This window comes from Rhizobium sp. WYJ-E13 (assembly GCF_018987265.1).
Taxonomy (GTDB): Bacteria; Pseudomonadota; Alphaproteobacteria; order Rhizobiales; family Rhizobiaceae; genus Rhizobium.
On the sequence record NZ_CP076853.1, the window covers coordinates 3,963,654 to 3,984,891 of the forward strand.

The 21,238-nt window shown below is 59.6% G+C and carries 16 protein-coding genes; 11 read left to right on the top strand and 5 right to left on the bottom strand.

The genetic code is table 11. From position 1 onward, the window contains the following. The first annotated feature begins 119 nt into the window (after nt 1–119). Nucleotides 120–2,555: a DNA topoisomerase (ATP-hydrolyzing) subunit B gene (gene gyrB, locus KQ933_RS19630; RefSeq protein WP_216756404.1), complete on the top strand. Its 2,436-nt coding sequence runs from the start codon at nt 120–122 to the stop codon at nt 2,553–2,555. Nucleotides 2,556–2,615: 60 nt separating this feature from the next. On the opposite strand, the gene KQ933_RS19635 is transcribed toward gyrB, so the two are convergent. Then, on the bottom strand, nt 2,616–3,212 hold the full coding sequence (locus tag KQ933_RS19635) for a nitroreductase family protein (RefSeq protein WP_216756405.1): 597 nt from the start codon (nt 3,210–3,212) through the stop codon (nt 2,616–2,618). 192 nt (nt 3,213–3,404) lie between these two features. Here KQ933_RS19635 and KQ933_RS19640 point away from each other — a divergent pair, with 192 nt between their 5' ends. The 10 genes from KQ933_RS19640 to KQ933_RS19685 all read left to right on the top strand — a co-directional run bounded on the left by KQ933_RS19640 (nt 3,405) and on the right by KQ933_RS19685 (nt 13,333). Then, nucleotides 3,405–4,358, top strand: coding sequence for a glutathione S-transferase family protein (locus tag KQ933_RS19640; RefSeq protein WP_216756406.1), 954 nt, complete (start codon nt 3,405–3,407; stop codon nt 4,356–4,358). A gap of 91 nt (nt 4,359–4,449) precedes the next feature. Beyond that, complete coding sequence (locus KQ933_RS19645; RefSeq protein ID WP_216756407.1) at nt 4,450–5,292, top strand: fumarylacetoacetate hydrolase family protein; 843 nt, start codon at nt 4,450–4,452, stop codon at nt 5,290–5,292. A gap of 207 nt (nt 5,293–5,499) precedes the next feature. Beyond that, nucleotides 5,500–6,774, top strand: a complete 1,275-nt coding sequence (locus KQ933_RS19650; RefSeq protein ID WP_216758955.1) for a polyhydroxyalkanoate depolymerase — start codon at nt 5,500–5,502, stop codon at nt 6,772–6,774. A gap of 144 nt (nt 6,775–6,918) precedes the next feature. Then, nucleotides 6,919–7,353, top strand: coding sequence for a DUF2852 domain-containing protein (locus tag KQ933_RS19655; RefSeq protein WP_183734600.1), 435 nt, complete (start codon nt 6,919–6,921; stop codon nt 7,351–7,353). An 89-nt stretch (nt 7,354–7,442) separates the two neighbouring features. Continuing rightward, a complete protein-coding gene (locus KQ933_RS19660; RefSeq protein ID WP_216756408.1) occupies nt 7,443–8,201 on the top strand; it encodes a M48 family metallopeptidase in 759 nt (252 codons plus the stop codon). Between the two features lie 71 nt (nt 8,202–8,272). Continuing rightward, nucleotides 8,273–8,941, top strand: coding sequence for a phosphoribosylanthranilate isomerase (locus KQ933_RS19665; RefSeq protein ID WP_216756409.1), 669 nt, complete (start codon nt 8,273–8,275; stop codon nt 8,939–8,941). 2 nt (nt 8,942–8,943) lie between these two features. Then, nucleotides 8,944–10,164, top strand: a complete 1,221-nt coding sequence (trpB, locus tag KQ933_RS19670; protein ID WP_216756410.1) for a tryptophan synthase subunit beta — start codon at nt 8,944–8,946, stop codon at nt 10,162–10,164. A gap of 5 nt (nt 10,165–10,169) precedes the next feature. Next, entirely contained in the window at nt 10,170–11,009 is an 840-nt protein-coding gene (gene trpA, locus KQ933_RS19675; RefSeq protein WP_216756411.1) for a tryptophan synthase subunit alpha, read from the top strand. Nucleotides 11,010–11,047: 38 nt separating this feature from the next. Continuing rightward, nucleotides 11,048–11,950: an acetyl-CoA carboxylase, carboxyltransferase subunit beta gene (accD, locus tag KQ933_RS19680; protein ID WP_216756412.1), complete on the top strand. Its 903-nt coding sequence runs from the start codon at nt 11,048–11,050 to the stop codon at nt 11,948–11,950. A gap of 30 nt (nt 11,951–11,980) precedes the next feature. Continuing rightward, nucleotides 11,981–13,333 (top strand): folylpolyglutamate synthase/dihydrofolate synthase family protein, encoded by a 1,353-nt coding sequence (locus tag KQ933_RS19685; RefSeq protein WP_216756413.1) that lies wholly within the window; start codon nt 11,981–11,983, stop codon nt 13,331–13,333. A 48-nt stretch (nt 13,334–13,381) separates the two neighbouring features. On the opposite strand, the gene trxA is transcribed toward KQ933_RS19685, so the two are convergent. The 4 genes from trxA to KQ933_RS19705 all read right to left on the bottom strand — a co-directional run bounded on the left by trxA (nt 13,382) and on the right by KQ933_RS19705 (nt 21,236). Beyond that, complete coding sequence (trxA, locus tag KQ933_RS19690; RefSeq protein ID WP_183806440.1) at nt 13,382–13,702, bottom strand: thioredoxin; 321 nt, start codon at nt 13,700–13,702, stop codon at nt 13,382–13,384. A 75-nt stretch (nt 13,703–13,777) separates the two neighbouring features. After that, nucleotides 13,778–17,323, bottom strand: coding sequence for a double-strand break repair helicase AddA (addA, locus tag KQ933_RS19695; RefSeq protein ID WP_216756414.1), 3,546 nt, complete (start codon nt 17,321–17,323; stop codon nt 13,778–13,780). Further along, nucleotides 17,316–20,501 (bottom strand): double-strand break repair protein AddB, encoded by a 3,186-nt coding sequence (gene addB / locus KQ933_RS19700; RefSeq protein WP_216756415.1) that lies wholly within the window; start codon nt 20,499–20,501, stop codon nt 17,316–17,318. The genes addA and addB overlap by 8 nt, the downstream gene beginning before the upstream one ends. Nucleotides 20,502–20,504: 3 nt before the next feature. Next, on the bottom strand, nt 20,505–21,236 hold the full coding sequence (locus tag KQ933_RS19705; protein ID WP_216756416.1) for a nucleotidyltransferase family protein: 732 nt from the start codon (nt 21,234–21,236) through the stop codon (nt 20,505–20,507). Between the last annotated feature and the right edge of the window lie 2 nt (nt 21,237–21,238).

A 21,238-nucleotide genomic window follows, 5' to 3' on the forward strand; every position in this document is an offset into this window, starting at 1 on the left:
CCTTGTTTTAGGGCCTTGCCATTGGGAACTCGCTGCAAAAAACCTATATTCAACATTGAAAAAGCCGGTGATTCGCAAGGCGCGCCGTTGCTGACGACAACAGGGAAAATCTCGACAGAATGACCGATGCACCCGCGACGGAAAACGGCGTAAACACCGAATATGGCGCAGATTCCATCAAGGTTCTGAAAGGCCTTGATGCCGTGCGCAAGCGCCCCGGCATGTATATCGGCGATACCGACGACGGCTCCGGCCTTCACCATATGGTCTACGAAGTCGTCGATAACGCGATCGACGAAGCGCTCGCCGGCCATGCCGATATCGTTACCGTTTCGCTTAATCCTGATGGTTCGGTGACTGTGACGGATAATGGCCGCGGCATTCCGACGGATATCCATAGCGGTGAAGGTGTATCGGCTGCCGAAGTCATCATGACCCAGCTGCATGCTGGCGGTAAGTTCGACCAGAATTCCTACAAGGTTTCGGGTGGTCTGCATGGCGTCGGCGTTTCGGTCGTCAATGCGCTATCGGTGTGGCTGAAGCTGAAGATTCGCCGCCAGGGCAAGATCCATGAGATGAGCTTCACCCACGGCGTTGCCGATGCGCCGCTGAAGGTGACCGGCGAAGCCGGTAACGAGACCGGCACGGAAGTTAGCTTCATGCCGAGCTCAGGAACCTTCACCATGACAGAGTTCGATTACGGCACGCTTGAGCACCGCCTGCGCGAACTGGCCTTCCTCAATTCCGGCGTCCGCATTCTGCTCACCGACAAGCGTCATTCCGACATCAAGCAGGAAGAGATGATGTATGACGGCGGCCTCGAGGCCTTCGTCTCCTATCTCGATCGCGCCAAGAAGCCGCTCGTCGAAAAGCCGGTCGCGATCCGCGGCGAGAAGGACGGCATTACCGTCGAAGTTGCCATGTGGTGGAACGACAGCTACCACGAGAACGTGCTCTGCTTTACCAATAATATTCCCCAGCGCGATGGCGGCACGCATATGGCCGGTTTCCGCGCCGCATTGACACGCCAGATCACCTCCTATGCCGATACCTCTGGCATCACGAAGAAGGAAAAGGTGACGCTGACCGGCGATGACTGCCGCGAAGGCCTGACCGCCGTCCTGTCGGTAAAGGTGCCGGATCCAAAATTCTCGTCGCAGACCAAGGACAAACTTGTTTCGTCGGAAGTGCGTCCGGTTGTCGAAAGCCTGGTCAACGAGGCGCTCAGCACCTGGCTCGAAGAACATCCCGGTGAAGCCAAGGTTCTCGTCGGCAAGGTCGTCGAAGCCGCTGCTGCTCGCGAAGCCGCTCGCAAGGCGCGCGAATTGACGCGCCGCAAGGGTGCGCTCGATATTGCTTCGCTTCCCGGGAAGCTTGCCGATTGCTCCGAGCGTGATCCGGCCAAGTCCGAAGTTTTCCTCGTCGAGGGCGACTCGGCAGGCGGCTCGGCCAAGCAGGGGCGCTCGCGCGAAAATCAAGCGATCCTGCCGTTGCGCGGCAAGATCCTGAATGTCGAACGCGCCCGCTTCGACAAGATGCTGTCGAGCCAGGAAATCGGCACGCTGATCACTGCACTCGGCACCGGCATCGGCAAGGACGAATTCAACGCCGAAAAGCTGCGTTACCACAAGATCATCATCATGACGGACGCTGACGTCGATGGCGCCCACATTCGCACGCTGCTGCTTACCTTCTTCTTCCGCCAGATGCCGGAGCTGATCGAACGCGGCCACCTCTATATCGCCCAGCCGCCGCTCTATAAGGTCTCGCGCGGCAAGTCGGTGCAGTACGTCAAGAATGAAAAGGCACTGGAAGACTATTTGATCGGCCAGGGTCTCGATGATGCGGCGCTGAAGCTCGCCAGCGGTGAGGTCCGCGTCGGGCAGGACCTGAACGAGGTCATTCACGATGCCCTGCGTCTGCGCGCGCTGCTCGACAATCTGCATTCGCGTTACAATCGCGCGGTCGTCGAGCAGGCAGCCATTGCCGGCGCGCTCAATGCCGAACTGGTCAGTAATGCCGAGCGCGCTCAGGAACTGGCGATAGAAGTGGCCAAGCGCCTCGATATTATCGCCGAGGAAACTGAACGTGGTTGGGAAGGCAGCCTCACCAGCGAGGGCGGCATTCGTCTGGAGCGCATGGTCCGCGGCGTCAAGGAAGTCATTGTGCTCGATATGGCGCTGATCGGCTCCCAGGATGCCCGTCTTATCGATCAACTGACACCACGCATGAAGGAAATCTATCAGACGCCGCCGGCACTGAGCCGGCGCGATGGCGATGTCGAAATTTCCGGCCCGCGTGCTCTTCTCGATGCGATTTTCGCCAGCGGCCGCAAGGGGCTGACGATGCAGCGCTATAAAGGCCTCGGCGAGATGAATGCGGAGCAGCTCTGGGAAACGACACTTGATCCGAACGTTCGCTCGCTGCTGCAGGTCAAGGTCAGCGATGCGACCGATGCCGACGGTCTCTTTGCTCGTTTGATGGGCGATGAGGTCGAGCCACGCCGCGAATTCATCCAGGAAAATGCGCTGAGCGTCGCAAACCTCGATATCTGACCGAAACCGGTCGCGAAAGAGCCCCGCAGCCATCAGGCTTGCGGGACTTTTTATTTGTAATCAATCGTTGCCGATGAAATGACCGTTGAAGGCGACTTCCGAAAGCGGCTTGCGCTGGCTCGGAAATTCGCGCTCGCGGTTGCGCTCGGAAAGGGTGTTCTTGTCGGCAATGCGACCGACGGCAATGCCGGCTTCGACGCGATAGCCATCGGGAACACCGAGTTTTTCCTTGATCTCGTCATGCTTGATGCCGCCCATGCCATGGGCATAGAAGCCGGAAATACGGGCCTGCATGGCAAGATGGCCCCAGGCTGTGCCGGCATCGAAAGAATGCGTATAGCTCGAGCGTCCCTCGCTGCGAGCGCCGTTGAAGCTGCGCGAGACCACAAAGATCAGCGCCGAAGCGTTCTTTGCCCATTCCTGGTTGGATTCGACGAGCAGGCTCACGAATTCTTCCCAATGCTCGGAGCCCTTCAATGCATAGAGGAACCGCCACGGCTGCATGTTTGCGGAGGACGGTGCCCAGTGTGCGGCATCGAGCAGTGTCAGCAGCTGAGCCTCTTCGATGACCTCGCCGGTAAAGGCGCGGGGCGACCAACGGTCGAGAAACATCGGATCGATTGCATATTCGGATTCGCGGCTATTGGTTTTCGTCATACTGGCTTCCGGAAGTTGGCGATGGACGGGGGTTCCACCGCAGAGATCGCTTAAGTGATATTTCCGCGCTCGCTTGCTTGGCAAGCAGAGTTTGGTCGCAGCCAGTGCACAATCTGTTTCCAGAAACTGGCCTTACGCGCGCGCGGAACTCCCGGTAAAGCAGCGCAAATCCGGTCGATCAGGAGATACGGCATGCTGGTGAATGGGAAATGGACCGAAGACTGGCAGCCGGTCCAGGCGAAGGACGAGAAGGGTGGTTTCGTCCGTCAGATATCGAGATTCCGCAATTGGGTCACGCCTGACGGCAGCGCGGGTCCGACGGGCGAGGGTGGTTTTTCCGCCGAGGCAGGGCGCTACCATCTCTATGTTGCCTATATCTGCCCCTGGGCTTCGCGCACGCTGATCGGCCGCACGCTCAAGGGGCTTGAAGACGCCATTTCGGTTTCGATCGTCGAACCGGCACTCAGCAAGCAGGGCTGGCGTTTTGGCGATTATCCTGGCGCGACTGCGGATAAGTTGAACGGTGCCACCTATATGCATGAGATCTACACCAAGTCGGATCCGGATTTCACCGGGCGAGCGACGGTTCCAGTTCTCTGGGACAAGAAGCGCGCAACGATCGTCAACAACGAATCGTCCGATATCCTGCGCATGTTGAACAGCGGCTTTGGTGATCTCGCGCATGGCGACATTGATCTCTATCCGGCCGCTCGGCGCAGCGAGATAGATGCCTTCAACGAGCGCATTTATCCGTCACTGAATAATGGCGTCTATCGCACCGGCTTTGCGACGACGCAGATCGCGTATGAGGAGGCTTTTGCGGAGGTCTTCGCATGCCTCGACTGGATCGAACCGCAGCTCGAGGGACGCGGCTTCCTTTTTGCTGAGCATCCGACGGAAGCCGATATTCGCCTGTTCGTCACGCTCGTGCGTTTCGATATCGCCTATCATGGCCTCTTCAAATGCAATCTGCGGCGCCTCTCCGATTATGCCAAGCTCAGGGCTTTCTGCCGCCGAATGCTGGATTGGCCCGGCATCGCCGAGACCGTGAATTTCGATCACATCAAGCGCGGCTATTATTCGATCGAAAGCCTCAATCCCACCCGCATCGTTCCTGTCGGACCGCAACTCACCGAAATTTTCTAGCCGGGCGTACCGCTTCCGCGGAAAGGCATAATGACACCGATGAATAATTCGTTCATAGGTGGCGCACCCGCTTTCCATGAGGAGGATATTCATGAAGCTGATGCGCGTTGGAGAAGCGGGCCGCGAAAAGCCGGCCCTGCTCGATGCCGATGGCAAGATCCGCGATCTTTCTGCCCATGTCGCCGACATCGGCGGCGAAGCGATCACGCCCGCAGGCCTTGCGAAGATTGCAGCCCTTGATCCGAAGAGCCTGCCGGAACTGGCCCCTGGCCGTATCGGAGCCTGCGTTGCCGGCACCGGAAAATTCATCTGCATAGGGCTGAATTACTCAGACCATGCGGCCGAAACGGGCGCGACCGTGCCCCCCGAACCCGTCATTTTTATGAAAGCAACGTCGGCGATCGTCGGCCCGAACGACAATGTCCAGATTCCGCGCGGTTCCGAAAAGACCGACTGGGAAGTCGAGCTTGGCGTCGTTATCGGCAAGACCGCCAAATATGTGAGCGAAGCCGAGGCCCTGGATTATGTTGCCGGCTACTGCGTCTCCAATGACGTTTCCGAGCGCGCCTTCCAGACCGAGCGTTCCGGCCAGTGGACCAAGGGCAAGTCCTGCGACACCTTCGGGCCGATCGGCCCCTGGCTCGTCACCAAGGATGAGGTCGAGAATCCGCAGAACCTCGGTATGTGGCTCAAGGTCAACGGGCAGACGATGCAAGACGGCTCCACCAAGACCATGGTCTATGGCGTCGCCTTCGTGGTGTACTATCTCAGCCAGTTCATGTCCCTGCAGCCTGGCGACGTCATTTCTACCGGCACGCCTCCGGGTGTCGGCATGGGCATGAAGCCACCACGTTTCCTGAAGGACGGTGACGTCGTCGAACTCGGTATCGAAGGTCTCGGCACTCAGAAGCAACTCTTTGTTGCGGATCGTTAACTGTTTTTCCTGCGGAAAAGCTTAAACTTTATGCGCCAAGGTAATGCCGGGAGATCAATTTTCCGGCATTTTTCTTTCAAACTGTAATGTTATGTTGCTGTGCAACAAAAAACTGTTAGCCTACGTTGTTGTGCCAGCATTAACGGAAAGAGTCCGACGCCCTTCAATTGGTGTCGTCTTGCCGGATAGAGAAAGGTGGCGCCCTCCATGTTCTACCAGCTTTATGAATTGAACCATGCAGCGTTAGCACCGTTCCGCGCTGCAGCCGATATCATGCGTTTTGCCTACTCCAATCCGCTGAATCCCTTTTCGCAGACCCCGATGGGCCGCACCATTTCCGCTAGTCTCGAAATGTTCGAGCGAACGACCCGCCGTTACGGCAAGCCGGAATTCGGGCTCAACGAAACTTTGATCGACGGCAAGAAGGTTGCGGTGCGCGAGGAAGTCGTCTGGGCGCGCTCCTTCTGTAACCTCCTGCATTTTTCCCGCGATGTCCCGGCCGGTCACAGCGACGATCCACGCATTCTCATTGTCGCGCCGATGTCCGGCCACTATGCGACCCTGCTGCGGGGCACCGTCGAGGCATTGCTGCCGAGCGCCGATATCTACATCACCGATTGGATCGATGCCCGCATGGTGCCGATGACGGAAGGCACCTTCGATCTTTCGGATTACATAGACTACGTTATCGAGATGCTGCATTTCCTTGGTCATGACACCCATGTCATCGCCGTCTGTCAGCCCTCGGTGCCGGTGCTGGCGGCGGCGGCCATCATGGAAGAAGTCAAGGATCCGCTGTCGCCGTCGTCCATGACGCTGATGGGCGGGCCGATCGACACTCGCATCAATCCGACGGCCGTCAACAAGCTTGCCAAGGAGCGCCCGCTCGAATGGTTTGCCGATAACGTCGTCATGAACGTGCCCTGGCCGCAACCGGGTTTTATGCGACCTGTCTATCCCGGCTTCCTGCAGCTTTCAGGCTTCATGTCGATGAACCTCGATCGGCATCTGATTGCCCACAAGGAATTCTTCATGCATCTCGTGAAGAACGACGGCGAGCCGGAAAAGCATCGAGATTTCTATGACGAATATCTCGCCGTCATGGACCTGACTGCGGAGTTCTATCTGCAGACTGTCGAACAGGTCTTCATGAAGCACGCGCTGCCGAGGGGCGAACTGATGCATCGCGGCAAACGCGTAGACCCTTCCGCGATCCGCAACGTCGCCTTGTTGACGGTCGAGGGCGAGAATGACGATATCTCGGGTGTCGGCCAGACGCAGGCTGCGCAGACCATCTGCGTGAACATTCCTCAGAAGATGCGCATGCATTACCTGCAGCCGGATGTCGGTCACTACGGCGTCTTCAACGGTTCCCGCTTCCGCCGCGAGATCGCGCCCCGTATCGTCTCCTTCACGCGCCAGCATTCCCGTGCGACGAAACCACCGGTACAGCGCGTCATCAAGGGCGGCAAATCGGTGTGAGTTAGAAAACGCTGATTTAATGTTATCGATTCAAAGCCTTGTCCGATTTAACCTGAAATCGTCTTGAAGGCCGGTTCGGCGGTAACCATCTGGTTTTCCAGCACTCGGCATCGTGTCGGGTGCTGAACGCAAGGATACCGCACGATGAACCAGTCAGCATTGCTTCGCCCGGATTGGACTCCGGCTACCGTTGCCTTGATGATCCTTGGCTTCATGGTTTTCTGGCCTTTGGGGCTGGCCATGCTTGCCTATATCATCTTCGGCGAGCGCCTGCGCGGCTTCAAGCGTGACGTGAACCAGGCGACCGATGGCTTCTTTGCAGGCTGCCGCCGTTCGCATGGCCGTCACCGCCCGCATTTCTCGACGGGCAACGTCGCCTTCGACGATTGGCGCAAGGCCGAGCTCGATCGTATAGAGGAGGAGCGCCGCAAGCTCGATGAAATGCGTGAGGAATTCGATTCCTACCTGCGCGAGCTCCGCCGCGCCAAGGATCAGGAAGAATTCGATCGCTTCATGCGCGAGCGCAAGAACGGCCGACGCGACGACAATGGCCCAGTCGCAGAGTACCAGACGCCGTAAAGTGTGATCACAAAAATCTACGGCCGGCATCGCTCCCGATGCCGGTTTTTCTTTGCGCGGATTTCCGCCGAATCGTATAGAAAATCCCTATGTTTCCGCTTCCGAAGATCCGCCGCCCGACAAGAAAACCGGCGCCGCCCGAAACGCGGACGCTCGATGTTGCCGGCCGCCTCATGCCCTTGACGATCAAGCAGCATGATCGGGCCACCCGGATTACGCTGCGTATCGAGCCGGGCGGCCGAGCCCTGAAGATGACTGTGCCAAAGGGGCTTGCCGCCCGCGAAGTCAACGCTTTCCTGGATAGACACCAGGGCTGGCTGCTGACCAAGCTTGCGAAATTCTCGACCGATACGGGTCTGCACGACGGCGGCGATATTCTCTTTCGGGGCGTCAAACATCGCATCCAGCATACCGGCAGTCTGCGCGGGCTGACCGAGGCCGTCATGGTCGACGGTAAAGCAGTACTTCGCGTCAGCGGCATGACGGAACATATCGGTCGGCGCATCGCCACTTTCTTCAAGAAGGAAGCCCGCGCCGATCTTGAGAGACTGTCGCGCCTGCATGCCGGCTCCATCAAGGCGCCGATCCGCTCGATTTCCATGAAGGATACCCGCAGCCGCTGGGGTTCCTGTTCTTCGGAAGGAAATCTGAGCTTCTCCTGGCGCATTGTCATGGCGCCACCTTCGGTGATCGATTACCTCGCCGCCCATGAGGTTGCGCATCTGAAGGAAATGAACCACGGTCCGCACTTCTGGGCGCTCTGCAAGAGGCTTTGCCCACACATGGAAGAGGCGAAGTCCTGGCTGAAGCGTCACGGCAGCCAATTGCACGCGATAGACTTCGATTAAGCGCCGCGTTAAATGCGGCCGGCATTGCAAATTGGCTCGACTCTTCGCCCGTTTCGTGTCACTTCGCTGCCATGCGACCGGATATCAAAATCTGCGGTTTGAAGACGCCTGAGACTGTCGAGCGCGCATTGAAGCGCGGAGCGACACACATTGGCTTCAATTTCTTCCAGAAGAGCCCGCGTTACGTTGAGCCTGATATTGCCGGCAAGCTCGCCGAGCCGGCGCGTGGCAAGGCGAAGATCGTTGCTGTCGTGGTTGATCCGACCAATGACGATCTCGATGAAATCGTTGCACTTTTGCGCCCCGATATGCTGCAACTTCATGGCAGCGAGAGCCCCGAGCGCGTGCTCACCATCAAGGCGATGTATGGCATCCCGGTCATCAAGGCATTGTCGGTCCGCACTGCGGATGACTTGAAGAGGGTCGAGGCCTATATCGGCATTGCCGACCGCTTCCTTTTCGACGCCAAGCCGCCGAAAGGCTCTGAATTGCCAGGCGGCAACGGCGTTTCCTTTGATTGGGGTTTGCTCACCTGGCTTGACGGCAACGTCGACTACATGCTTTCCGGCGGGCTTAACAAGGCCAATGTCGGGCAGGCGCTGGCGATGACCAGGGCTCCGGGTGTCGATACCGCTTCCGGTGTCGAGAGCGCTCCGGGCGTGAAAAGCCTGGACATGATCGATGAGTTTTTCGATGCGGTTGAACAGGCATGTATGCCTGAAACGACCTCAGGGAGTTGAAAGTGAACGAGACGCCTAAACCGAATTCCTTCCGCGCCGGTCCGGACGAAGACGGCCGCTTCGGCATTTACGGGGGCCGCTTCGTGGCCGAAACCCTGATGCCTCTGATCCTCGATCTGCAGGAAGAGTGGAACAAGGCGAAGGATGATCCGGAATTCCAGGCGGAATTGAAGCATCTCGGCGCCCACTATATCGGCCGTCCGAGCCCGCTCTATTATGCCGAGCGCCTGACGGAGCATCTCGGTGGCGCCAAGATCTATTTCAAGCGTGAAGAGCTGAATCATACCGGTTCGCACAAGATCAACAACTGCATCGGCCAGATCCTGCTCGCCAAGCGCATGGGCAAGACGCGCATCATCGCTGAGACCGGCGCCGGCCAGCACGGCGTGGCCTCCGCCACCGTCGCCGCCCGCTTCGGCCTGCCCTGCGTCGTCTACATGGGGGCGACCGACGTCGAGCGCCAGGCGCCGAATGTGTTCCGCATGAAGCTGCTCGGTGCCGAGGTAAAGCCTGTTACGGCTGGCAGCGGCACCTTGAAGGATGCGATGAATGAGGCGCTGCGTGACTGGGTCACCAACGTTGACAATACTTACTACCTGATCGGCACCGCCGCCGGTCCCCACCCCTATCCGGAAATGGTGCGCGATTTCCAGGCCGTCATCGGCACGGAAGCCAGAGAGCAGATCCTTGAGGCCGAAGGCCGCCTGCCTGATCTCGTCATTGCTGCCGTTGGCGGTGGTTCGAATGCGATCGGCATCTTCCATCCCTTCCTTGATGATAAGGAAGTCAAGATCGTCGGCGTCGAAGCCGGTGGCAAGGGCCTGCAGGGTGATGAACATTGCGCCTCGATCACGGCCGGCTCGCCCGGCGTGCTGCATGGCAACCGTACCTATCTGCTGCAGGACGATGACGGGCAGATCAAGGAAGGCCATTCGATCTCGGCTGGTCTCGATTATCCCGGTATCGGCCCGGAACATTCGTGGCTGAATGATATTGGTCGTGCCGAATATGTGCCGATCATGGATCATGAGGCGCTCGATGCCTTCCAGACGCTGACGCGACTCGAAGGTATCATTCCGGCGCTTGAGCCTTCGCATGCGCTTGCCGAAGTTATCAAGCGTGCGCCCAAGATGGGCAAGGACGAGATCATCCTGATGAACCTCTCCGGCCGCGGCGACAAGGACATCTTCACCGTCGGCAAGATCCTGGGAATGGGGCAGTAAGAGATATGACCGCACGTATGGATAAACGCTTCGCCGATTTGAAGGCGGAAGGTCGCCCGGCGCTCGTAACCTATTTCATGGGCGGCGATCCCGACTACGAGACCTCGCTCGGCATCATGAAGGCGCTGCCGGAAGCCGGTTCAGATATCATTGAACTCGGCATGCCGTTCTCTGATCCGATGGCCGATGGTCCGGCAATCCAGCTGGCCGGTCAGCGCGCCTTGAAGGGCGGTCAGACGCTGAAGAAGACGCTGCAGCTCGCCGCCGATTTTCGCAAGGTGAATGACGCAACACCGATCGTCATGATGGGTTACTACAACCCGATCTATATCTACGGCGTCGAGAAGTTCCTCGACGATGCGCTGGCATCCGGCATCGATGGCTTGATCGTCGTCGACCTGCCGCCGGAAATGGACGATGAGCTCTGCATCCCGGCGTTGAGGAAGGGCATTAATTTCATTCGTCTGGCGACGCCGACGACGGACGAGAAGCGCCTGCCGACCGTTTTGAGGAACACGTCGGGCTTCGTTTATTATGTCTCGATGAACGGCATCACCGGTTCAGCCTTGCCGGACCCGTCGCTGGTTTCGGGTGCTGTCAGGCGCATCAAGGAGCATACTGACCTTCCGGTCTGCGTCGGCTTCGGCGTCAAGACGGCGGAACATGCAAAGGTGATCGGCGCCTCGGCTGACGGCGTGGTCGTCGGTACCGCGATCGTTAACCAGGTGGCCACCAGCCTGACGGCGGATGGAAAGGCGACGGCAGACACGGTTCAGGCCGTTGCGACGCTGGTTCGAGGTCTTTCCACAGGAACGCGTTCGGCGCGCCTTGTTGCTGCCGAATAGTTTCCCCACATTGGCACTAGTCAATAGGAGTATTCGAGTTGAACTGGATCACTAACTACGTTCGCCCGCGGATCAATTCCATGCTGGGCCGTCGCGAAGTGCCGGAGAACCTCTGGATCAAGTGCCCGGAAACGGGCGAGATGGTCTTCCACAAGGACCTGGAAAGCAACAAGTGGGTTATCCCTGCCTCCGGCTATCATATGAAGATGCCGGCCAAGGCGCGCCTTGCCGACCTGTTCGACAAGGGCGAATACGAAGCTCTGCCGCAGCCGAAGGTCGCCCAGGACCCGCTGAAGTTCCGCGATTCCAAGAAATATAGCGACCGTCTGCGCGACAGCCGCCTCAAGACAGAGCAGGAAGACACGATCCTTGCCGGTCTCGGCAACGTGCAGGGCCTGAAGCTGGTCGCGGTCGTTCATGAATTCAACTTCATCGGCGGCTCGCTTGGCATGGCTGCCGGCGAAGCGATCGTCAAAGCCTTCGAACGCGCGATTGCGGAAAAGTGCCCGCTTGTCATGTTCCCGGCCTCCGGCGGCGCACGCATGCAAGAAGGTATCCTGTCGTTGATGCAGCTTCCACGCACGACGGTTGCCGTCGATATGCTTAAGGAAGCTGGCCAGCCCTATATCGTGGTCTTGACCAATCCGACCACCGGCGGCGTGACCGCATCCTACGCCATGCTTGGTGACATTCATCTGGCCGAACCGGGTGCCGAAATCGGCTTTGCCGGCAAGCGCGTCATCGAACAGACGCTGCGTGAAAAGCTCCCCGAAGGCTTCCAGACATCGGAATATCTGCTGGAGCATGGCGTGGTCGACATGGTCGTCAAACGTCACGATATCCCCGAGACGCTGGCACGCCTCTTGAAGATCCTGACCAAGAAGCCGGCAACGGCAGCAAATGATGCCAATGGGGTGATTGCTCTGGCGGCGAGCGCCTGAGCAGCAGACCTCACAAGATAGGGCGGGCCGATGACGGACAGAGGCCAGATCTCGGTGAGTGAGGCGGCGCAGGAGATCGAAAAGCTCATGGGATTACATCCTAAGGGCTACGATCTGTCATTGGACCGCATCAAGCGTCTTCTGGAAGCACTCGGCAATCCCGAGTGCAATCTTCCTCCCGTCATTCATATCGCCGGTACCAATGGCAAGGGTTCGACATCGGCCTTTTGCCGCGCACTTCTGGAGGCAGGCGGCTACGCCGTTCATGTCCATACGTCCCCACATCTCGTAAATTGGCATGAACGCTACCGTCTGGGCGTTGCCGGTGGGCGTGGGCAATTGGTTGACGATGCCGTCTTTGCCGAGGCCTTGCGGCGAGTGGCGAAGGCCAATGATGGTGAGAAGATCACCATCTTTGAGATCCTGACGGCCGTCACCTTTGTTCTGTTTTCCGAACATGCGGCCGATGCCGCAATCATCGAAGTTGGTCTCGGCGGTCGTTTCGATGCGACGAATGTCGTCGAGGACCCCGCCGTTTCGGTTATCATGCCGATTTCGCTGGATCACCAGCCTCATCTCGGTGATCGCGTGGAACTGATCGCGGCGGAAAAGGCCGGTATCATGAAGCGTGGCCATTCCGTCGTCATCGGCCATCAGGAATATGACGCGGCACTTGACGTGCTGATGTCGACTGCCGAGCGGCTGAACTGCCCAAGCGCCGTCTTCGGCCAGGATTTCATGGCCCATGAAGAATATGGCCGGCTGATCTATCAGGATGAATTCGGCCTCGCCGACCTGCCATTGCCGCGCCTTCCCGGCCGGCATCAATATGCGAACGCCGCAGCCGCCATCCGTGCCGTCAAGGCTGCGGGCTTTACCGTTACCGAACCGATGATGGAAAAGGCGATGGAAACGGTGGAATGGCCTGGCCGCCTGCAGAGGCTGACGAAAGGCAAGCTGTTGAGCCATGCACCGGCGAAATCGGAAATCTGGGTCGATGGCGGCCACAATCCGGGGGCTGGTGAAGTGATCGCCGAAGCCATGGCGAATTTCGAAGAGCGTCAACCCCGTCCGCTGTTCCTGATCTCGGGCATGATCAACACTAAGGATCCGGTCGGTTATTTCAGGGCTTTTGCAGGATTGGTGGAAAAGGTCTATTGCGTGCCGATCCGCGGCAGCGAAGCGACGATCGATCCGGTCATTCTCGCCAATACTGCCTGCGATGCCGGCCTTGTCGCAGAACCGATGTCATCCGTCACCGACGCTCTGGACGCCATCGCCTCGGCCGTTGACCCGGCAGCGCCACCGCCCCGCATTCTCATCGGCGGCTCGCTCTATCTCGTCGGCGATGTGCTGGCGGAAAACGGCACGCCGCCCAAATGAAAAAGCCCGACATATGCCGGGCCTTTCTCATCGAATTCATCGATATCGTTAGGATGCGCTGGAAATCCAGTTGGAAAGCGCCGTCTTCGGCTTTGCACCGACGGAGATGTCGGCAACTTCGCCGCCCTTGAAGATCGCAAGCGTCGGGATCGAGCGAACGCCGAACTGGGCAGCCAGTTCCGGGTTTTCATCGATGTTGAGCTTGGCAACCTTGACCTTGCCGGCCAGTTCCGTGGCGATTTCTTCAAGACTTGGAGCAATCATTTTGCACGGACCGCACCACTCGGCCCAGAAATCGACGACGACGGGTTCTGCCGATTCCAGAACTTCTGACTGGAAGTTGTTGATATCGACCTTAACGGTAGCCATAGGCTGCTCCTTTACCGGAATTTGCTGTTGGACAAGATGTGAGGGTGCGGTGCCGGAATTTCAATGTCCGATATTTCACTTTGTGTTGAGTCCTGCAAGTGCAGAAGCCAAAGCCTGCTCACTGAGCATATGGATGGTAGCATTTTCCGTATATACCAGCATGCAGTCGATCCGCTTGGCAGGATAGAGCGGCTTCAGGATTTCCCGGTAGAGCGCAAGCTGGGCCTTGTGCGCGAAGGGGATGGCCTCGTCGCTTACCGGCGGCACACGATTTGTCTTGTAGTCCATGATAACGACGCTTTCGGGCAGGACGGCAAGCCGGTCGATGCGGCCGGAAACCGCATATTCCCGCCCCTCCAGCGTCAACGTTCCCATGATCGAAATCTCGGCCTGCGCATGGACGTTGAAGACGGCTCGTAGCCTTTGATCTTCCAAAAGTTTCACGACCGAATCGACCAGAGCTCTCCGCTCGACTGTCGGCCAGAATCGCGCCGCGCGTTCGGCATAACGTTTTGCCGCCTCAGCCCGCTCCTCCACTGGAATATCAGGAAGTGCCTGCAGCATCCGGTGAATGAGGCGGCCCTTTTCCAGAGAGCGATCGCTGCTTTCAGGGTCGCCGAAGAGCGGTGAGGTCACCAGCAGATTATCGGCCTCCTCATCAATGATCGTGCCAGCGCCGGAAGGACTGAGGGGCCGCGGCAATTGTTTCTGCGGCGGAAGAGGGCGGAAAAGGTCCGGCGGGACCGTTTCGCCGCTTGCCTGTTCCGGGCTGCGATCCATCCGCTCGAAGCTGCGTTCGACCTGTGGCACACGCCAGCGGACGCCTTCCCATTCCCCATCAGGGCCTGAAAAGCTCGCCTTCTGGACATGCGGATGCTCTTCGCTGAGCGCGGTGGAAATCATTAGATGCCAGGTATCGTTGTTCAACCGTACGCCGCGATAACCGCAGACGATCAGCCGATCGGCTGCGCGCGTCATTGCGACATAGAGCAGGCGCCGGTATTCCTCCTCGGCAAGCAGCTGAATGCGGGTCGTATCGCTTGATGTCAACGAATTGCCGAGATCGCTGACCGGAATCCAGAGCGGTATCGGCGGCTCGCCAGGTTCGGTATCGATCAGCCGCAGTTTTGGCAGATGCGTGTGAGTGAAGGCCTTGGAACCTCCGTCCACCAGAAAGACGATCGGCGCTTCAAGACCCTTGGAGGCATGCACCGTCATGATGCGCACCTCGTTTCGGCCCTTGTCCTGCTCGCGTTTCACTTCAGGCGCCTCGAGCTCCAGTGTCGAGATGAAGGATTGCAGGCCCGGAAGCGCCGACGTCTCGTGATCGAGCGCAAAAGTGAGGAATTCGTCTAGGATATCGCTGACCTCGGTGCCGAGCCGGGCCAAAAACTGACGCCGGCCGCCATGGCTGCCGAGAACCCGGGCATAGAAATCATGGACTGAGAGATTTCGCGACTGGGCGAGAAAGAGTTCTAGCCTTGCGACGGTCGCGCCAAGCCGCTCGTTGCCGTCGGCCGCGTATTTGCGAAGATGGTCCCAGACACTTTCATTGTCGTCACGCAGCGCAGCGATCGCAAAAATATCCTCTTCCGAGAGATCGAAGAGCGGGCTCTTCAAAACGGCAGCAAGCGAAAGATCGTCTTCCGGCAAGAGAAGAAAACGCCCAAGTGCCATCAGATCCTGGACGGCGATATGGCTGGTCAGCACAAGCCTGTCCGCGCCGGCAACGGGAATGTCGCCGCGCCGTTTGAGCTCGCGCGTCAGCGCATTGACGAAGGCGTCGCGTTTGCGGACGAGAACAAGGATATCACCGGCCTCGATGAAGCGTTCCTTGCCTTTTTCGATAATCGTTTCGTGGCCGACGAGGGTACCGATCGTATGGGCGATGCGCCGCGCCAGGATGGCCGCTGGGGCGCTTTCTGGTGTCGCGTCGAAGGGAGCGGTCCAGTCTTCATCCCTCACGATGACATCAGGCACGACCATTTCCCAGAGATCGACAGCGCCGGGATGGCCGATACGGCTGGACCGATGGACGACCGGCTCCATGCCGAGACCTCGCGCATTGTCCGGCGGGGTGAAGATATGGTCGACAGCGAGCAGGACGTCAGACGTGGAACGGAAGGAGAGCGGCAAACGAACCGTCGAGAAGTCAAGGCCGCTGTTCAGCACCCGGCGCTGCGTCCGCTCCTTCTCTTCAGAAAACCGCTCCGGCCGTGCGCCCTGGAAGGAGTAGATCGACTGCTTTTCGTCGCCCACCGCAAACAGCGTGCGAACCACGGGCCGCGAACTTTCGCCGGAGAAGAAATCCTCCGCCAGCGACTGGATGACGCTCCATTGAATGGGGCTGGTATCCTGCGCTTCGTCGACGAGAATATGGTCGATTCCCTGGTCGAGCTTGTAATGGATCCACGGGCCGACGCCGCTCTTGGTGAGCAGATCGGCAGTGCGGGTAATCAGATCTTCGAAGTCGAGATGGCTGCGCTGCTTTTTCAGCTCCTCGTAATCCCCGTTTAGGCGATCTGCGAGCACGAGAGCGGCATGCGTCGCCGTATGCATCCGCATTATCTTCAGCCGGTTCCGACAATTGACGACATGAGCGCGTGCCGTGGCGATCGCATCGGCAAGCTGTGGCGCCTCGGCAAGCATGGCCTTCACGAAGAATTGCCCGTCCGTCTTCGGCTCACCCTTTGACGTCAGAAAAACCTTCTCCAGAATCTGCACCCGTATCGCGATGTCGGATTCGCGCGCTGCGCTGCGCAGGCCTTCGGCGACGTCCTGCGCCTTCGCTCCGCCCTTGCCAGCTGCGAGCGACAGGTAGAGATCAAGCACCGTACCCGAGAGCCCCGGAAGCGGCCAGTATCGTTCGGCCAGTCTCTGTTCCGTATCATCGGGTGAGAGCCCGAGCTTCTTTCGCAGCAACATGTCGGCGCCGCCGTGCTGTTCGGCTGCGGTCATGAAGCGGCGTATGGCGTTGCGGTTGGCAACGATCTCGCCGAGCAAATTTTCAAGCCCGGATTCATCGCCGAGATTGAGCACATAGGCGAAGGCCTCAGCGAGGTCCCGGTCATTCTCCGGAGCCGTTGCCGTCAGCAGCGAGCGGCGCGCATCGGCCAGCAGCGTTGCGGCTGCTCGGTCGTCGAGAACCGAGAAGTGCCCGGCGACGTTTGCTTCCAGCGGAAACTGGTGCAGCAGCGCTTCGCAAAAAGCGTGGATCGTCTGGATCTTCAGCCCACCTGGCGTTTCCAGCGCTTTGGCGAACAGGCGCCGAGCTTCTGCAAGTTTCAGAGAATCCGGCTCACGACCTTCGATCTGGGTGATGCGCTTGGAGAGTTCTTCATCGGGGAAAATCGCCCATTCCGCCAACCGCTCGAAAACACGGTTCGACATTTCGGAAGCGGCGGCCTTCGTATAGGTGAGGCAGAGGATCGCAGACGGACGTGCGCCGGCAAGCAGCAGCCGGATGACCCGCTGCGTCAGGACGTGTGTCTTGCCGGAGCCGGCATTGGCCGATACCCAGGCCGAGCGGGCGGGATCGGAGGCAATCGCCTGCTGGATCGTCGTCCAGCCGATCCAGGTGCCGGGATCGTCACCCTCGGGAAGCGCGGTCGGATCAATCATCGCCGCCTCCATCCGGATCGGCGGTCGCCCATTCCGCAACGCGGGCGAGATGGTCGTAATGGCCACCGAAGTCGAATTGCTGGGCGGGGATCAGCCGGGAGGTAAAGCCCTTTTCGCCCGACTGCAACAGGGTGACGAATTTCACGAGTTGATCGATCGATTCCTCAGCGAGCTGCATCGCCGATTTCGCCTTGTCGCTGCTCGCTTCCTCGTTGTTGACCTTATCGACTAGGAAGCGGCTGCCCGGCCGCAGGCGGACATAGAGAAGATCGTTGGGTACAAGGCTGCCTGCATCGCGGAAGGCACCTGCGCGAAGCGCGGCTGCCTCGAGCGCAAGCTGCGGGTCCAGCAATGCGCGGGCTTGCGTCGGAGAGGGGTTGTAACCGGTCTTGTAGTCGATGATATCGGCACTGGCAGGCCCTTTGATATCGATGCGATCCGCAACGCCAGTGAGCCGGATATCGATACCGTCGAGTTCGACTCCGCCTCTCACTTCCGTCAGCCTCTTCTGAATATCGGGCTGTCGTCCGGCCTCCCACTTCATGAAGGCACGTGCGACTTCGCGGAAGCGTGGCCGCCAGACGGCGTCGATATGCGGCGGCAGCTTCTCCATATCGAAGAGCTCGGTCAGAATGACTTCCATCGCCGTAGCCGCTTCTCGTGTCCCGGCTATATGACCCTCGCGGACAAAGCGGTCGATGATCTTATGATAGAGCGTGCCGCGTTCTGCCGCGCCGGGATCGCGATTGAAGGCGTCGATGGGATCGAGTCGCAGTACACGCCGCGCATAGATAGCATAGGGGTCGCGACGCAGCCGGCCGACTTCACTGAAGGAATAGGATTTGGGCTGCAGCTCCCGCGGCGGCCTGGGCGAAGGTCTTTGTGCCGCTGCCTGGCTGTCGCCTTGATCGATCTGGCCCGCCCAGTGAACGAAACGGGCGCCACGCTCGCGCAACTGCCCTTCAAAATGCTCTCCGCCGAGCGCCAGAAGCCTCTGCAGCCATCGGGAGGCGACCGTCGGCGTCGAGCCCTGGCGCAGCGCGCGTGAATAGATGAGGTGGCGTGTGCCATTCGCCATCTCGAAGTCATGTGCCAGCTGGCCGATGCGCCGTTCCGGCGGCTCCAGCCCGATTTCCGTCTTCATCATGCGGGAGATGAAGGGGTTGTTGGCGGTCTGGCCGGGCCACGATCCTTCATTGAGACTGCCGAGGATCAATGTATCGACATTCTGCAGACGGGCTTCCAGCGTACCGAAGATGAAGAGGCGAGGGTGACTGAGCGCACCAGGCTTGACGGCATGTCCGGCCGACAGCGCCTGCATGATATCGATCCATTGCGGCCCCTCCGCCTCCATCTGGCCGTCAGTGTCGATCACCTCACCAAGCAGGCTTGCAAGGGCATCGCCAGCCTCTCCGGACCAGAGGCCGGCCAGATTGCCGTGTTCATCGGCAGCGACGCCTTCCAGAGCACGGCCCGTTCGTTCGGCCCATTGCGAGAGCGTAATGCCTTTCGGCTGGCCGCCGTTACCGGGATGCCGCGCCAGCACCGATAGGAGCGGCTCGACGGCGCGTCCCACCTGCCGGGCAAGCTGTCGGGCCATATCGATTGCCCCTGGCGGCAACGATTTGCGCCAAACCGGCGCATGCCTGTCGAGCGCCTGTTCCGCAAGCTGGTGGTCGAGCAAGGGTTCGAGCGATCCTATATCCACCTCCGCCACGCCGCCGCGCAGCGCCAGAAGCTCCAGCGCTTCCACCGAGCTAGTCAGAAAGTCGCGCTCCAGCCCGAAGCGGGCAAGCGGGTGTTTCAGCAGCGAGACGATGGCAACGGGATCGCCGGGACGCAGACTCGCCTCCAGCAGCAATTGCAGCAGCGTTCCCTGTGGCGTCGCCGAAAGCGGCGTACCAGCCGAATCGTCGGCGAGAATGCCGAACCGGGAAAGCTCCGCCATGACCCGGCGGGCAAGATTGCGGTCGGGCGTGATAAGCGCCGCCCGGCTTTCGTCGTCGCTGCCCGGCCGCTCGAGCGCAAGCCGCAAGGCAACGGCGATTGCGGTTGCCTCCTCACGTTCGTTTGCGGCTTCGATCATCGAAACATCCGCGAACGCGTCGGCGACGGCTCCTTCGGGCAAGTCTTTTTTCCATTCGCCCCATTCGCTTGTCGCTTCGGATGGCGTCAGCGCGCGTGAGAGCATTTCGGCACGGAAGCGCAGGGCGGCCTCGGATTCCGCGATCGGCTGCACATCCCCGCGAGTAAGCTTCAGGCGCTTCAAGAGTATGGCAAGACCGTATTGCGGATGTGTGCGACTCGCCGGATTGGCCCGCTGGCCCGGCAGGAGATCGGGTGCAACCAGACGCCAGTGTTCCTCCGGCATGGAAAGATCGAGACCAGGGAGTACGATAACGCCTTCAGGCAGGCTGGCCACGGCGCTGATGAGGTCGGCGGTGGCAGGAAGCGAACCCGTCGAACCGGCAATGATGATCGGCCCGGCAGGCTTTATCGTCGAAAGCCTGGCGGCCTCGGCGCGCAGAATGGCATTGCGATGGCGGGCCGGCGAGGAACGGCCGAGCTCGACAAGCCGATCCGGCCAGAAGGCGCTGGCGATCTGTAGGAATTCGGCCGTCAATTGCCACCAGGCCGCATAGTCACCGGTATCGAGCTTTGCGAGCTCAGACCATGCGAGGTCTTCGGTCTCGATCGAATCGATCAGTTCCGCCAGGTTGCGGGCAAGCCAGATGGCGTCCGCCGGGCTGGCGGGCGCGACGAGGGGCGATTCCGAATGGATGTGCCGGACGATCTCGGGCAGCTTGTTGCGCCAGGCAAGGATGAGCCGCGCCAGCTCCAGGAGCCGTGCCGTATTGGAAAGCGGCTGCGCAAGGTCGATCGTTGCGGGCAGCGCCTCGTCAAAATACCCGCTGTCGTCATCTGTCTCTCCCAGCGGGCGAATGACCGGCAGGATTGCCGAACGGCCGCCAAGCAGATCGACGAATTCCGAACGTAGCACGCGTACGGCTCGCCGTGTCGGCAAATAGATCGTCACCTTGGCAAGAGACAGCGGATCGCTAGGATCATGCCGGAAGAGTGGCGTCAGGCGTCCATCGCAGAGCGATGCCGCCAGCGTTTTCAGGAAGGGAACGCCAGACGGGATCGTGAGAATGCGTGGCTGGTGCCGCTCCGCCATTCGTCACGCAAACGTCCGGAACCGCCGGATCGTTTCCTCTGCTTCGCCGATCGCATCAGGCGTGCCAACGGTCAGCCAATGGCCGTTCATCAGCATGCCGAAAAGTCTGCCTCGGGCAATCGCCCTGTCGAAATAGATATTGAGGTTGAAGGCATCTTCAGGCGCATCGTCGAGCAGCGCAGGGTTCATGACGATCGCGCCGGCATAGACGACTGGATTGGAGGGATCGTCGCGATAGCGCGTCAGCCGTCCGTCGGCAGCAAGGCTGAAATCGTTCTTGCCGTTGTGACCCGTCGTGTCTTCGATACGCACGCAGAGTAGCGCCATATCCATACGCTCCGCATCGAAGAATCCGGCTAAGCGCCGTAGATTGCTCGGTTGCCCCGCGGGTTCACCGATCCAGAAAAGGTCGGCATTCATGACGAAGACCGTCTCCCGATCGAGCAGCTTGAGACCTTTTGCCAGACCGCCGCCGGAATTCATCAGCGCATCGCGCTCATCGGAAATGAGGATATCGAGTCCGCGATAGTGTCTCAGATGGTCTTCCATCTGATCGGCGAAATGATGAACATTGACGGCCGCGCGTTCGACGCCGGCATCAACGAGTGAATCCAGCGCATAGTCGATCATCGGCTTTCCGCTGATTTTCACCAGGGGTTTCGGAATCGTGTCGGTGATTGGGCGCATGCGGGTTCCGAGCCCCGCGGCCAGCACCATGGCTTGTCTGACGGTCATGC